Annotated in this window: 9 protein-coding genes; all 9 read left to right on the top strand. The window is 63.2% G+C overall.

Features of this window, described 5'->3' with window-relative positions:
• Positions 1–175: 175 nt before the first annotated feature.
• A complete protein-coding gene (gene secE / locus FJV43_RS02815; protein WP_007611620.1) occupies positions 176–367 on the top strand; it encodes a preprotein translocase subunit SecE in 192 nt (63 codons plus the stop codon).
• Complete coding sequence (gene nusG, locus FJV43_RS02810; protein WP_028177956.1) at positions 367–921, top strand: transcription termination/antitermination protein NusG; 555 nt, start codon at positions 367–369, stop codon at positions 919–921. Before secE ends, nusG begins: the two co-directional genes overlap by 1 nt.
• Positions 922–1,055: 134 nt before the next feature.
• On the top strand, positions 1,056–1,484 hold the full coding sequence (rplK, locus tag FJV43_RS02805; RefSeq protein ID WP_011088164.1) for a 50S ribosomal protein L11: 429 nt from the start codon (positions 1,056–1,058) through the stop codon (positions 1,482–1,484).
• Between the two features lie 6 nt (positions 1,485–1,490).
• Entirely contained in the window at positions 1,491–2,183 is a 693-nt protein-coding gene (rplA, locus tag FJV43_RS02800; protein WP_018647230.1) for a 50S ribosomal protein L1, read from the top strand.
• Between the two features lie 90 nt (positions 2,184–2,273).
• The gene (locus FJV43_RS02795; RefSeq protein WP_239624459.1) at positions 2,274–3,227 is read left to right on the top strand and encodes a 2-hydroxyacid dehydrogenase; all 954 of its coding nucleotides are present in this window, start codon (positions 2,274–2,276) and stop codon (positions 3,225–3,227) included.
• Positions 3,228–3,815: 588 nt separating this feature from the next.
• The gene (rplJ, locus tag FJV43_RS02790) at positions 3,816–4,334 is read left to right on the top strand and encodes a 50S ribosomal protein L10 (protein ID WP_035709556.1); all 519 of its coding nucleotides are present in this window, start codon (positions 3,816–3,818) and stop codon (positions 4,332–4,334) included.
• Positions 4,335–4,388: 54 nt separating this feature from the next.
• Positions 4,389–4,766, top strand: coding sequence for a 50S ribosomal protein L7/L12 (rplL, locus tag FJV43_RS02785; RefSeq protein WP_028177960.1), 378 nt, complete (start codon positions 4,389–4,391; stop codon positions 4,764–4,766).
• 482 nt (positions 4,767–5,248) lie between these two features.
• Positions 5,249–9,373, top strand: coding sequence for a DNA-directed RNA polymerase subunit beta (gene rpoB / locus FJV43_RS02780; RefSeq protein WP_027574048.1), 4,125 nt, complete (start codon positions 5,249–5,251; stop codon positions 9,371–9,373).
• Between the two features lie 128 nt (positions 9,374–9,501).
• The gene (rpoC, locus tag FJV43_RS02775; RefSeq protein ID WP_239624457.1) at positions 9,502–13,698 is read left to right on the top strand and encodes a DNA-directed RNA polymerase subunit beta'; all 4,197 of its coding nucleotides are present in this window, start codon (positions 9,502–9,504) and stop codon (positions 13,696–13,698) included.
• Positions 13,699–13,812: the final 114 nt, after the last annotated feature.

The raw sequence follows: 13,812 nt of genomic DNA, 5'->3' as shown, positions 1-13,812 counted from the left end.
ACCCGGCACTCGCAGCCGGCCCGTTAGACGCGGATCTCCGGCGCGGCTTTGAAATCCCCGAACAATCGAGCCCGGTTTCCGGCTCATCCTTCGAGACAGAGGGCTGGGCCAACGGCGGCTGTTCGGATCCCCGAAATTCATTCGCGTCTGTCGACGGACGTTGGACATCAAAACGATGGCAGTCAGCCCGTTCAAGTTCTTGCAGGAAGTGCGTTCGGAGACCGCCAAGGTCACTTGGCCGACCCGTCGTGAGACCACGATCACCACCATCATGGTGTTCGTCATGGTCGCCGTCGCCTCGATCTTCTTCTTCGCCGCCGACCAGATCATCCGCTACCTCATCACCTTCCTCCTGGGCATTCACTGATGGCAACGGCAACCGCTCAATTGTCCGACAAGCGCTGGTACATCGTTCACGCCTATTCGAACTTCGAGAAGAAGGTCGCCGAATCGATCCGCGAGCAGGCCAAGCAGCGCGGCCTAGAGGATCTGTTCGAGCTGGTGCTGGTTCCGACCGAGAAGGTCACGGAAGTGCGCCGCGGCCGCAAGATCGATGCCGAGCGCAAGTTCTTCCCGGGCTATGTGCTGGTGAAGATGAAGCTGACCGACGAGGCGTTCCATCTGATCAAGAACACGCCGAAGGTGACAGGCTTCCTCGGCGCGGAAAACAAGCCGATGCCGATCTCTGAGGCCGAGGCCATGCGCATCCTGCACCAGGTGCAGGAGGGCGTGGAACGGCCGAAGGCGTCGGTGTCGTTCGAGATCGGCGAGAATGTGCGCGTGGCCGACGGCCCGTTTGCCTCGTTCTCGGGTGTCGTCGAGGAAATCGACGAGGCGCGCTCGCGCGTGAAGGTCGCGGTGTCGATCTTCGGCCGCGCAACGCCGGTCGAGCTGGAATTCGGTCAGGTCGAGAAGGTCTGACCGGACGAGGCGTGAGGCTTCAGGCCTTGCGCGACAAGAGGCCGTGGGAGGACGAGGGCGGTTGCCAGCCGCGCATCGATCCCGACCACGAACCTGAAACCGCCGGCGACATGCCGGCACAACAGGAGTGATACATGGCAAAGAAAGTGACCGGATACCTGAAGCTTCAGGTCCCGGCCGGCGCGGCGAATCCTTCGCCCCCGATCGGTCCCGCGCTCGGTCAGCGCGGTCTCAACATCATGGAGTTCTGCAAGGCGTTCAACGCCCAGACGCAGAAGGAAGAGAAGAACACCCCGATCCCGGTGATCATCACCATCTATGCGGACCGTTCCTTCACCTTCGAGATGAAGACGCCGCCGATGTCCTACTTCCTCAAGCAGGCCGCCAAGATCCAGTCCGGCTCGAAGGCGCCGGGCCGCGACAAGGCCGGCAAGGTGACCAAGGCGCAGGTGCGCGAGATCGCCGAGAAGAAGATGAAGGACTTGAATTGCGACACCATCGAATCGGCCATGAAGATGGTCGAGGGCTCTGCCCGTTCGATGGGTCTGGAAGTTGCGGGGTAAGCGGTCATGGCAATCGGAAAGCGTTTGAACAAAGCCCGCGAAGGCATTGATCGTGAAAAGCTTTACCCGCTCGCGGACGCCATCAAGATGGTCAAGGAGCGCGCGAAGGCGAAGTTCGACGAGACCATCGAGGTCGCGATCAATCTTGGTGTCGATCCGCGTCACGCCGACCAGATGGTCCGCGGCGTCGTGACCCTGCCGAACGGCACCGGCCGTACGCTTCGCGTCGGCGTGTTTGCCCGGGGCGCGAAGGCCGACGAGGCCAAGGCGGCCGGTGCTGACGTCGTCGGCGCCGAGGACCTGGTCGAGAAGGTGCAGAACGGCTCGATCGACTTCGACCGCTGCATCGCCACCCCCGACATGATGCCGCTGGTCGGCCGTCTGGGTAAGGTGCTCGGCCCCCGCGGCCTGATGCCGAACCCGAAGATCGGCACCGTGACCATGGACGTCACCGGCGCGGTGAAGGGTGCCAAGGGCGGCTCGGTCGAGTTCCGCGTCGAGAAGGCCGGCATCCTGCAGGCCGGCGTCGGCAAGGCCTCGTTCTCCGAGGAGAAGCTGGTCGAGAACATCAAGGCCCTGGCGGATGCCGTCTCCAAGGCGAAGCCGGCTGGTTCCAAGGGTACCTACATCCAGCGCGTTGCGGTGTCCTCGACCATGGGCCCGGGCGTGAAGGTCGAGCCGGGCACCATTCTCGGCTAAGGTTCGGAAATTGCATGAGGCGAGGGGCGGAATTGGGCAACCGATTCCGCCCCTCGTCATTTGTGGCGGCGCTCTCCGGAAACAAGAACAATGGCTGACAAGGTCCTGATCTACTCGCGCTTTCCGAAAACGATGATGGCGCGTTTCGCCGAGCGGTTCGAGCTGCTCGACACCGCTGGCAAGCCCGCGCACGAGGTTTTTCCGGCGGATGAGCTCAGGGGCATCCGCGCGATGCTGACCGCGGGCGGGACCCCGCTCGGCGCGGAGGCGATGGATCTGTTTCCAAAGCTCGGCGCCATCATCTGCTACGGCACCGGTTATGACGGCGTCGATCTGAAGGCAGCCGCCGCGCGCAACATCGCCGTCGGCCACAGCCCGGGCGCCAATGCGGCTTCGGTCGCCGATATCGCGATGACCCTGATGCTCGCGGCGACGCGGCGGCTTCTGGTCGCCGACCAATATGTCCGTAGTGGCGACTGGGCGGCGTCAAAACAGTCGCCAATGATGCGGCCTCAGGCCGGCATGCCCGGCCGCCGCATCGGGGTCTACGGCATGGGCGAGATCGGCCGCAAGATCGCCGTGCGCTGCGCGGCTTTCGAGAGCGAGGTTGGCTATTTCAGCCGCACCAAATACGATCTGCCCTATCGATATTTTTCCTCTCTGGAGGCGCTGGCCGACTGGTGCAGCGTCCTGATGATCGCGGTCCGGGCAGGGGCCGAGACCCAGCATGTCGTCAATGCCGATATCTTTCGGCGACTCGGCGCGGACGGCTATGTCGTCAACATCTCCCGCGGCTCCGTCATTGACGAGAAAGCCCTGGTCGCCGCGCTCGCCGACAAGACCATCGCCGGCGCCGGCCTCGACGTCTTTGAGACGGAACCGCACGCCCCCGATGCGCTGACAGCGCTGCCGAACGTGGTCTTCGCCCCGCATATCGGCGGCCACACCCTGGAATCGCACGTTGCCATGCAGAATTGCGTCCTGGCCAACCTGACCGCGTTCTTCGACGGCAGGCCGCTCCCTTACGCGGTCAAATCGTCCTGAATCGGGCCTTGTCGGCCGAGATCAAGCCTGGCCGGCAATCGATTGGAACTGGTGTGAATTTTGCTCTTGGCAAGCAGGCAGAGAGCGGTTAAAGAACCGCCTCCGGACGTGCCGGCCTCGGCTGGCGCGTTCGTGCACGCATTCCGAAAACCTGACGCGACAGGAGATCATTCCTTTTCAGGACGTCCGCAAGGATTTGCCCGAAAAGGAAGGAAAACCCGTCGGTTGGTGGGATGCGGGCAGAGGTCGGACGGTTCGCCGGCTGGCCTCGTCCTGTCCAAGACTGCAGGCGCCTGCGGGAAATTTCGATTTCTCAACGGCTTAATCGCATGGCCTGCATAGACGGGTGAAGACCGGATTTCACTTCGCGCCCAGCTTCAACGGTTGGGTTCGCGAAACGGGTCTGGTTCGGACCTCGACACGCCGTGGGTGCCCTCAGGTGCTCCCGGAGGGCAGGCTTTGAATTGTCGTCTTGCCCGGCGCGTGTCCGAAGGGTTTTGGCCCCGAGGTTCAGGTTTTGGGCGGGACGATGGGTGCAACCCGGCGGTCCCGCTTCTCGCGATGACCGCCAACCGGAGAGAGCTTGCTGTGGAACGAGCGGCAAAAAAAGAAGCGGTCGAACAGCTCAATGAGGTCTTCAAGACCACGAGCGTCGCGGTCGTTGCTCAATATTCCGGCCTCACCGTCGCTCAGATGCAGAAGCTGCGCCAGCAGATGAAGCAGGCGGGTGCTGCGGTGAAGGTCTCGAAGAACCGTCTCGCCAAAATTGCTCTTGAAGGCACTGACGTCGTTGCCATCGGCCCCATGCTGAAGGGGCCGACCGTGATCGCCACTTCGAACGATCCGGTAGCGGCGCCAAAGGTCGCCATCGAATTCGCCAAGGCGAACGAAAAGTTCGTCATCGTTGGCGGATCGATGGGAAAGACCGTCCTGAATGTCGACGGCGTGAAGGCGCTTGCCTCGCTGCCGTCGCTTGATGAACTGCGCGGCAAGATCGTCGGCCTCATCGTGGCCCCGGCGACCAAGATCGCTCAGCTCGCCAATGCGCCCGCGGGCAAGCTCGCGCGCGTCATCCAGGCTCATGCCTCAAAGGGCGAAGCGGCCTGACGCCCTTCGCAAAACTCAAACCCGAACCAGACTTACACGTAAGGAAACTGAACAATGGCTGACTTGCAGAAGATCGTTGACGACCTCTCGAGCCTCACCGTGCTCGAAGCTGCCGAACTGGCGAAGCTCCTCGAAGAGAAGTGGGGCGTTTCGGCCGCCGCGGCTGTCGCCGTGGCCGGCCCGGCTGCTGGTGGCGCCGCTGCCGCTCCGGCGGAAGAGAAGACCGAGTTCACGGTCGTTCTCGCCAGCGCTGGCGACAAGAAGATCGAGGTCATCAAGGAAGTCCGCGCCATCACCGGTCTCGGCCTGAAGGAAGCAAAGGACCTCGTCGAGGGTGCTCCGAAGCCGGTGAAGGAAGGCGTGAACAAGGAAGAAGCCGACAAGATCAAGGCCCAGCTCGAGAAAGCTGGCGCCAAGGTCGAGCTCAAGTAAGCAACGCTTGCTGACGGGATCCCGGCCGCGCATCGGCGAGGTCCGGGATCCCGGTCCGCTCCTGACAGGGGTGGGCCAGATGCAAAAGGCGTGCGACGGAACGTCCCGACGCAGGCCGAACACGAAAATGTGTGGGGATTTGAGGGTTTACCCCTCGAATCTGCACTATTGTCGCCCCATATCGGGTCGGCAGCACGAAAGCGCGGTGGGCAGGGATGCCGGATTTCCCTGTAAGCCGTTGGGAGAGCAGGCTATTTCGGGCTTTTGCAGTCCGTGAAGACGATCGTTGTGACGGGCGGGTGCGCTCTTGCGCCCCGCGCGTCGTTTTGCGTTTTGAAGGTCTGAAGAACAGATTCAGGACATTCAAGCCTGAAGCTGCGTCTCTGGCCCCCAAGGCGGGTTCGAAAATTCAACCCGGAGAGCGGTGGCAGCCGCGTTCCGGACGGCGCGCCCAGAGCGGGCGACGAAAATGAGAGGCCACGATGGCGCAGCAGACATTCACCGGTCGCAAACGTGTTCGCAAGTTCTTCGGACACATCAAGGAAGTCGCCGAGATGCCGAACCTCATTGAGGTTCAGAAGGCGTCCTATGATCAGTTCCTGATGGTCGACGAACCCCCGGGCGGCCGTCTCGACGAGGGTCTGCAGGCGGTGTTCCGCTCGGTGTTTCCGATCTCCGACTTTTCGGGCACCTCGATGCTGGAATTCGTCCGCTACGAGTTCGAGCAGCCCAAATATGACGTCGACGAGTGCCGCCAGCGCGGCATGACCTTCGCTGCACCCCTCAAGGTGACGCTGCGCCTCATCGTGTTCGATATCGACGAGGAAACCGGCGCGAAGTCGGTGAAGGACATCAAGGAGCAGGACGTCTACATGGGCGACATCCCGCTCATGACGATGAACGGCACCTTCATCGTCAACGGCACCGAGCGCGTCATCGTCTCGCAGATGCACCGGTCGCCCGGCGTGTTCTTCGACCACGACAAGGGCAAGACCCATTCCTCGGGCAAGCTGCTGTTCGCCGCCCGCGTCATCCCGTATCGCGGCTCCTGGCTCGACATCGAGTTCGACGCCAAGGACATCGTCTATGCGCGTATCGACCGTCGCCGCAAGATTCCGGTGACGTCGCTGATGTTCGCCCTCGGCCTCGACGGCGAGGCGATCCTGTCCACGTTCTACAAGAAGATTCTCTACAAGCGGACCAAGGAAGGCTGGCGCGTTCCGTTCGACGCCAACCGTTTCCGCGGCTACTCGACCGTCAACGACCTGATCGACGCCGACACCGGCAAGGTCGTGCTCGAGGCGGGCAAGAAGCTCACCGTCCGCGCCGCCCGCCAGCTCCAGGAGAAGGGGCTGAAGGCGCTGCGCATGGCCGACGAGGAGCTGGTCGGCAACTACGTCGCCGAGGATCTCGTCAACCCGAAGACCGGTGAGATCCACGCCGAGGCCGGTGAGGAAATCACCGACAAGCTGATGAAGGCGCTCAACGAGCAGGGCTACAAGGAGCTGCCGCTGCTCGACATCGACCACGTCAATGTCGGCCCCTACATCCGCAACACGCTGTCGGCCGACAAGAACATGACGCGCGAGGACGCGCTGTTCGACATCTACCGCGTGATGCGTCCGGGCGAGCCGCCGACGCTGGAATCGGCGCAGGCCATGTTCCAGTCGCTGTTCTTCGACGCCGAACGCTACGACCTGTCCGCGGTCGGCCGCGTCAAGATGAACATGCGCCTCGACCTCGATGCGCCCGACACCCAGCGCACGCTGCGCAAGGAGGACATCCTCTCCGTCATCAAGACGCTGGTGGATCTGCGCGACGGCAAGGGCGAGATCGACGACATCGACCATCTCGGCAACCGCCGTGTGCGTTCCGTCGGCGAGCTCATGGAGAACCAGTATCGCATCGGCCTCCTGCGCATGGAGCGTGCCATCAAGGAGCGCATGTCCTCGGTCGATATCGACACGGTCATGCCGCAGGACCTGATCAACGCCAAGCCGGCGGCCGCCGCCGTGCGCGAGTTCTTCGGCTCCTCGCAGCTCTCGCAGTTCATGGACCAGACCAACCCGCTGTCGGAGATCACCCACAAGCGCCGCCTGTCGGCGCTCGGACCGGGCGGTCTGACTCGCGAGCGCGCCGGCTTCGAGGTGCGCGACGTGCATCCGACGCATTACGGCCGCATCTGCCCGATCGAGACGCCGGAAGGTCCGAACATCGGCCTGATCAACTCGCTCGCGACCTTCGCGCGCGTGAACAAGTACGGCTTCGTCGAGACGCCGTACCGCAAGGTCAAGGACGGCCGCGTCACCGACGAGGTCGTGTACCTGTCGGCGATGGAAGAAGGGCGCTATTCGGTGGCCCAGGCCAACGTGCCGGTCGACGCCAAGGGCCGCTTCACCGAAGACCTGGTGGTCTGCCGCTCGAGCGGAACCCGCGACGTCGTGCCGATGACGCCCGACAAGGTCGACTACATGGACGTGTCTCCGAAGCAGCTCGTTTCGGTCGCCGCGGCGCTGATCCCGTTCCTCGAGAACGACGACGCCAACCGCGCGCTGATGGGCTCGAACATGCAGCGCCAGGCGGTGCCGCTGGTTCGCGCCGAGGCGCCGTTCGTCGGCACCGGCATGGAGGGCGTGGTTGCCCGTGACTCGGGCGCCGCGATCGCGGCGCGCCGTTCGGGCGTGATCGACCAGATCGATGCGACCCGCGTCGTCATCCGCGCGACGGAAGATCTCGATCCGACCAAGTCGGGCGTCGATATCTACCGTCTCATGAAGTACCAGCGCTCGAACCAGTCGACCTGCATCAACCAGCGTCCGCTGGTGAAGGTCGGCGACATCGTCAAGAAGGGCGACATCATCGCTGACGGTCCGTCGACCGATCTCGGCGAGCTCGCGCTCGGCCGCAACGTGCTGGTCGCGTTCATGCCGTGGAACGGCTACAACTTCGAAGACTCGATCCTGCTGTCGGAGCGGATCGTGAAGGAAGACGTCTTCACCTCGATCCACATCGAGGAGTTCGAGGTGATGGCCCGCGACACCAAGCTCGGACCTGAGGAAATCACCCGCGACATTCCGAACGTCTCGGAAGAAGCGCTGAAGAACCTCGACGAAGCCGGTATCGTCTACATCGGTGCGGAAGTGCGCGCCGGTGACATCCTGGTCGGCAAGATCACGCCGAAGGGCGAAAGCCCGATGACGCCGGAAGAGAAGCTCCTGCGCGCCATCTTCGGCGAGAAGGCCTCCGACGTCCGCGACACCTCGCTGCGCGTTCCCCCGGGCGTGCAGGGCACGATCGTCGAAGTGCGCGTGTTCAACCGTCACGGCGTCGACAAGGACGAGCGTGCGCTGGCGATCGAGCGGGAAGAGATCGAGCGCCTTGCCAAGGACCGCGACGACGAGCAGGCGATCCTGGACCGCAACGTCTACAACCGTCTCGCCGAGCTCCTCGAGGGGCGGCAGGGCATTGCGGGTCCGAAAGGCTTCAAGAAGGACACCAAGATCACCCGTGCGGTGCTCGAGGAGTACCCGAAGTCGCAGTGGTGGCTGTTCGCTTCGCCCAACGACAAGCTGATGGCCGAAATCGAGGCCATGCGGAAGCAGTACGACGAGTCGAAGAAGGGGCTGGAACAGCGCTTCCTCGACAAGGTCGAGAAGCTTCAGCGCGGCGACGAATTGCCGCCCGGCGTGATGAAGATGGTCAAGGTCTTCGTCGCGGTGAAGCGCAAGATCCAGCCCGGCGACAAGATGGCCGGCCGCCACGGCAACAAGGGCGTGGTGTCGAAGATCGTGCCGATCGAGGACATGCCGTTCCTCGAAGACGGTACGCATGCCGACATCGTGCTCAACCCGCTCGGCGTGCCCTCGCGCATGAACGTCGGACAGATCCTCGAGACCCATCTCGGCTGGGCCTGCGCCGGCCTCGGCAAGCGTATCGGCCAGACGGTCGATGCGTACCTGTCGAAGCAGGACATCAAGCCGCTGAAGGAAACCTTGAAGAAGGTCTACGGCGAGGACGAGACGATCAAGTCGCTCAACGACAACGAGCTGCTTGAACTCGGCCATAACCTCAGCCGCGGCGTGCCGATCGCGACGCCGGTGTTCGACGGTGCCAAGGAAGCCGACATCGAGGAGATGCTGAAGCTTGCCGGTCTCGACGCTTCGGGTCAGTCGACCGTCTATGACGGCCGCACCGGCGATCCGTTCGATCGCAAGGTGACGGTTGGCTACATCTACATGCTCAAGCTGCACCATCTGGTCGACGACAAGATCCATGCGCGTTCGATCGGTCCGTACTCGCTCGTCACCCAGCAGCCGCTGGGCGGCAAGGCGCAGTTCGGCGGCCAGCGCTTCGGCGAAATGGAGGTGTGGGCGCTCGAGGCTTACGGCGCGGCGTACACGCTCCAGGAAATGCTGACGGTGAAGTCGGACGACGTTGCCGGCCGTACCAAGGTGTACGAGGCGATCGTGCGCGGCGACGACACGTTCGAGGCCGGTATTCCGGAATCGTTCAACGTGCTGGTCAAGGAAATGCGCTCGCTCGGCCTCAACGTCGATCTGCACAACTCCAAGATGGGACCGGCGCCGACGTCGGAAGCGGCCGAGTAATTCGACCTTTCATGCCCGGCCTTCGCGGCCGGGCATCGGCGCCCTTCTCGAGGCCTTGAGGGCAGGGCGCCTCGTTGAATGATTTTCGAATTTGCGGCCGGAGGCGACCGGCACGCGAGGAGAAGACGATGAACCAAGAAATTATGAATCTCTTCAATCCGACGACGCCGGCTCAGGTCTTCGACCAGATCCGGATCTCGATCGCGTCCCCAGAGAAGATTCTGTCCTGGTCCTATGGCGAGATCAAGAAGCCGGAGACCATCAACTACCGCACCTTCAAGCCCGAGCGCGACGGCCTGTTCTGCGCCCGCATCTTCGGGCCGATCAAGGACTACGAGTGCTTGTGCGGCAAGTACAAGCGAATGAAGTACAAGGGCATCATCTGCGAGAAGTGCTCGGTCGAGGTCACGCTGTCGCGCGTCCGGCGCGAGCGCATGGGCCATATCGAGCTCGCAGCTCCCGTCGCCCACATCTGGTTCCTGAAGTCGCTGCCCTCGCGCATCGGCCTCCTGCTTGACATGACGCTGAAGGATCTCGAGCGGATCCTCTACTTCGAATATTACGTCGTGCTGGAGCCGGGCCTCACCGCGCTGAAGGACCGTCAGCTGCTGTCGGAAGACGAGTATCTGAAGGCGCAGGACGAGTACGGCCAGGATTCCTTCACCGCCATGATCGGCGCCGAAGCGATCCGCGAGCTGCTCAAGGGCATGGACCTCGAGAAGCTCGAGGCTTCCCTGCGTGTCGAGATGCAGGAGACCGACTCCGACATCAAGCACAAGAAGCTCGCCAAGCGCCTGAAGATCGTGGAAGCGTTCCGCCACTCCGGCAACAAGCCGGAATGGATGATCATGACCGTGGTGCCGGTGATCCCGCCGGACCTGCGTCCGCTGGTGCCGCTCGACGGCGGCCGCTTCGCGACCTCGGACCTCAACGACCTCTACCGCCGCGTCATCAACCGCAACAATCGCTTGAAGCGGCTGATGGAGCTGCGCGCGCCCGACATCATCATCCGCAACGAGAAGCGCATGCTTCAGGAGGCCGTCGACGCGCTGTTCGACAACGGCCGCCGCGGCCGCGTCATCACGGGCGCCAACAAGCGCCCGCTGAAGTCGCTCGCCGACATGCTCAAGGGCAAGCAGGGCCGCTTCCGTCAGAACCTGCTCGGCAAGCGCGTCGACTATTCGGGTCGTTCGGTGATCGTGGTCGGTCCCGAGCTGCGCCTGCACCAGTGCGGCCTGCCGAAGAAGATGGCGCTCGAGCTGTTCAAGCCGTTCATCTATTCGCGGCTTGACGCCAAGGGCCTGTCCACCACGGTGAAGCAGGCGAAGAAGCTGGTCGAGAAGGAGCGGCCCGAGGTCTGGGACATCCTGGACGAGGTGATCCGCGAGCATCCGGTGCTGCTCAACCGCGCACCGACGCTGCATCGCCTCGGCATCCAGGCGTTCGAGCCCGTGCTGATCGAGGGCAAGGCGATCCAGCTCCACCCGCTGGTCTGCTCCGCGTTCAACGCCGACTTCGACGGCGACCAGATGGCCGTGCACGTTCCGCTGTCGCTCGAAGCGCAGCTGGAAGCGCGCGTCCTGATGATGTCGACCAACAACATCCTGCATCCGGCGAACGGCCAGCCGATCATCGTGCCGTCGCAGGACATCGTGCTCGGTCTGTACTACGTCTCGATCATGCGCGAAGGCCTGCCCGGCGAGGGCAAGGTGTTCGGCGACATGGCCGAGCTCGAGCATGCGCTGCACGCGAAGGTCATCCACCTCCACACCAAGATCAAGTACCGGTGGGAAGGCATGGACGAGACCGGCAAGGTCTCAAAGCGCTGGATCGAGACCACCGCCGGCCGTGTGATGCTCGGCAATTTGCTGCCGAAGAATCCGCGGATCTCGTACGAGATCATCAACAAGCTGATGACCAAGCGCGAGATCTCCGGCGTCATCGACCAGGTCTACCGTCACTGCGGACAGAAGGAGACGGTGATCTTCTGCGACCGCATCATGGCGCTCGGCTTCTACAACGCGTTCAAGGCCGGCATCTCGTTCGGCAAGGACGACATGGTCGTGCCGCACGGCAAGTGGAAGATCGTCGATACCACCCGTACGCTGGCGAAGGATTTCGAGCAGCAGTACAACGATGGTCTGATCACGCATGGCGAGAAGTACAACAAGGTCGTCGACGCCTGGTCGAAGGCCACGGAAGAAATCGCCAAGGCGATGATGAAGGAGATCTCCGCCACCAAGAAGACGGCGAGCGGAGCCGACGCCGACATCAACTCGATCTACATGATGGCCCACTCCGGTGCCCGCGGTTCGCCGGCCCAGATGCGCCAGCTCGCCGGCATGCGCGGCCTGATGGCCAAGCCGTCGGGGGAGATCATCGAGACGCCGATCATCTCGAACTTCAAGGAAGGCCTCTCGGTGCTCGAGTACTTCAACTCGACCCACGGCGCCCGCAAGGGCCTCGCGGACACCGCGTTGAAGACCGCGAACTCCGGCTACCTGACGCGTCGTCTCGTCGACGTGGCGCAGGACTGCATCATCACGCAGAGCGACTGCGGCACCAAGCTCGGCATCAAGATGCGCGCCATCGTCGATGCCGGCACCGTGGTGGCTTCGCTCGGCTCGCGCATCCTCGGACGCACGGCCTGCGAAGACGTGCGTGACAGCTCGGGCAAGGTGATCATCAAGCGCGATACGCTGATGGAAGAGAGCCACCTGGAGGCCATTCAGCAGGGTGGCGTGCAGGAGGTGAAGATCCGCTCGGCGTTGACCTGCGAGCTCGTCAACGGCATCTGCGGCAAGTGCTACGGCCGCGACCTCGCCCGCGGCACGCCGGTCAACCACGGCGAAGCGGTCGGCGTCATCGCGGCGCAGTCAATCGGCGAGCCGGGGACCCAGCTCACCATGCGCACCTTCCACATCGGTGGTGCGGCGCAGCTCAACGAGCAGTCGTTCGTCGAAGCCAACTTCGACGGCAAGATCGTGATCAGGAACAAGGCCATCGCCCGCAACAGCGAAGGTCACCTGATCGCGATGGTGCGCAACATGGTTGTCGCAATCGTCGATGCCGACGGCACCGAGCGTGCGACGCACCGTATCCAGTACGGTTCGCGCCTGCACGTCGACGAGGGCGACATGGTCAAGCGCGGCCAGCGCATCGTCGAGTGGGATCCCTACACCCGGCCGCTGCTCACCGAAGTCGAAGGCACCATTGGCTTCGAGGATCTGGTCGAGGGACAGTCGATCTCGGAAACGCTCGACGAAGCCACCGGTATCGCCAAGCGCGTGGTCATCGACTGGCGCTCGACGCGCGGCGGCGCGGACCTGCGTCCGGCCATCGTGGTGAAGGGCAAGGATGGCAAGGTGCTCAAGCTCGCCCGTGGCGGCGATGCCCGCTACATGCTGTCGGTCGATGCCATTCTCTCGGTCGACATCGGAGCCAAGGTACAACCGGGCGACATCCTCGCCCGTGTCTCGACCGAAAGCGCGAAGACGCGTGACATCACCGGCGGTCTGCCGCGGGTGGCCGAGCTGTTCGAGGCGCGGCGTCCGAAGGATGCGGCGATCATCGCCGAAATCGCGGGCACCATCAGGTTCGGGCGCGACTACAAGAACAAGCGTCGCATCTCGATCGAGCCGATGGACAAGACCGACGAGCCGCGCGAGTACCTGATCCCGAAGGGCAAGCACATCCACCTTCAGGACGGCGACGTCGTCGAAAAGGGCGACTTCATCGTGGAAGGCAACCCGGCGCCGCACGACATTCTTGCGGTGAAGGGCATCGAGGAACTCGCGGCCTATCTGGTCAACGAGATCCAGGAGGTCTACCGGCTGCAGGGCGTGCTCATCAACGACAAGCACATCGAGGTGATCGTCCGTCAGATGCTCCAGAAGGTGGAAATCACCGATCAGGGCGATACGGACATGATCTCCGGCGAGCAGGTCGACAAGATCGAGTTCGACGCGCTGAACGTGAAGGCCAAGGAAGAGGGCAAGAAGCCCGCCACGGGAACGCCGGTTCTGCTCGGCATCACCAAGGCGAGCCTCCAGACCCGGTCCTTCTTCTCGGCGGCATCGTTCCAGGAGACCACGCGCGTCCTCACCGAGGCGGCGGTCAACGGCAAGATCGATCCGCTCGAAGGCCTCAAGGAGAACGTCATCGTCGGCCGGCTGATCCCGGCGGGCACGGGCGCCTCCATGGCCAAGATTCGCGAAGTCGCCATGAAGCGCGACAAGCTGATCCTGGACGAGCGCGAGAAGCAGACGGCCGTCGTGTCGCCGGCACCGGAAGCTGAGCTTCCTGCGCTGCCGCCTGCGGAATGATCGTTCATCCGTAGGAATACCGAGGACAACGAAAAGGCCGGCTTTTGCCGGCCTTTTTGCTGCTTTGATTGCTTGCTGCGATGCAGGATCAGCCTTTGTTCATCTTTCCTTCAG

This window comes from Bradyrhizobium sp. I71, from assembly GCF_022354745.1.
Lineage (GTDB): Bacteria > Pseudomonadota > Alphaproteobacteria > Rhizobiales > Xanthobacteraceae > Bradyrhizobium > Bradyrhizobium liaoningense.
The sequence above is the reverse complement of the archived record's forward strand: the minus strand, read 5'-3'. Positions and strand labels throughout refer to the sequence as shown.